This window comes from Achromobacter sp. SIMBA_011 (genome assembly GCF_046535435.1).
Classification (GTDB): Bacteria; Pseudomonadota; Gammaproteobacteria; order Burkholderiales; family Burkholderiaceae_B; genus Achromobacter; species Achromobacter dolens.
The window spans coordinates 1-270 of the sequence record NZ_JAWRWN010000501.1 but is presented as its reverse complement, the minus strand read 5'-3'; the positions used below and the strand labels follow the sequence as shown (position 1 = coordinate 270).

1 pseudogene is annotated in these 270 nt (G+C 66.3%); it reads right to left on the bottom strand.

The window, feature by feature from the left end:
* Positions 1-270 (bottom strand): annotated as a pseudogene (locus tag SB816_RS31895) (pentose kinase); the annotation flags it as partial.

Here is a 270-nt window from a genome sequence, read left to right as displayed (position 1 = left end):
CCTTGCAGCGCGTCGAGTTCGTCGTAGAACTGCTGCGCGTTCACGTAGAGCCGTTCGAACAGCGGCATCATGCGGTCGTAGAGATCGCTCGCGCGCGGGTCGGGCTGCACTTCGCGCTCGAAGCGCACGAACTTGCGCACGGCGTCGCCGAGCGTGCCGAATTGGCCCGATGCGGTCGCCGCAAGCAGCGCGCAGCCGATCACGCCGCATTCGACTTCGGCGGGCACGAGGATCGGCGTGCGATACATGCTCGCCTTGATGTCGAGCCAC